This window comes from Paenibacillus sp. EKM301P, from assembly GCF_011800295.1.
GTDB lineage: Bacteria > Bacillota > Bacilli > Paenibacillales > Paenibacillaceae > Paenibacillus > Paenibacillus polymyxa.
The window spans coordinates 1-940 of record NZ_JAALFM010000057.1 but is presented as its reverse complement, the minus strand read 5'-3'; the positions used below and the strand labels follow the sequence as shown (position 1 = coordinate 940).

Sequence of the window (940 nt, the reverse complement as noted above, 5' to 3'; positions counted from 1 at the left end):
TCGTCCTGGCCCAAGCGGACGAGCAGGGACAAAACCAACTGGTGGCGTACTATGTCGCTGAAAGAGACGTCAGCGCGAGTGAACTGCGCGGCTTACTGGGTGAGGATCTGCCCAACTACATGGTGCCTTCATACTTCATCCAGCTGGAGCAGATGCCGCTGACACCGAACGGCAAAATCGACCGCAAGGCCCTGCCAGCACCGGAGGGCAGCCTGCAAAGCGGAGCGGATTATGTAGAGCCGCGCACAGCGTTGGAGCAGACGTTGGTTTCGATTTGGCAGGGGGTATTAGGAACGAAGAGCGTCGGGATTCTGGATAATTTCTTTGACCTCGGCGGTGATTCGATCAAAGCGATTCAGGTATCGTCCCGCTTGCTGCAAGCGGGCTACAAGCTGGACATGAAGGATTTGTTCCAATATCCGTCCATTTCGCTGCTGAGCGGTCATGTACAAAAAGTGAGTCGTACGGCCGATCAGGGCGAGGTATCAGGCAGCGTCAAGCTGACGCCGATTCAGCAATGGTTCTTTGGACAAGCCTCGGCAGAGCCGCATTATTTCAACCAATCGGTGATGCTGTATCGAGCAGAAGGCTTTGACGAAGCCGCATTGCGTCAAACGATGACCAAGCTGACGGAGCATCATGATGCGCTGCGTATGGTCTTCCGTCAGACCGAACAGGGCTATGAAGCGTGGAATCGCGGTGTGAACGAAGGCGAGCTATATCATCTGGACGTTGTGGATTTGACAGGCGTCGAAGATGCGGCAGATGTTGCGATGGCGATGGAAACGAAAGCCAATGCCATCCAAAGCTCCATTCGTCTAGACGAAGGACCGCTGGTGAAACTGGGACTTTTCCGCTGCATAGATGGAGATCATTTACTGATTGCCATTCACCATTTGGTTGTAGACGGCATTTCATGGCGGATTGTGTTTGAGGATTT

General features: G+C 53.6%; 1 protein-coding gene. It reads left to right on the top strand.

Annotated elements, in window-relative coordinates; genetic code table 11:
* A partial coding sequence (locus HFD99_RS24790) for a condensation domain-containing protein (protein ID WP_238797299.1) occupies positions 1 to 940 on the top strand: 940 nt, incomplete at both ends.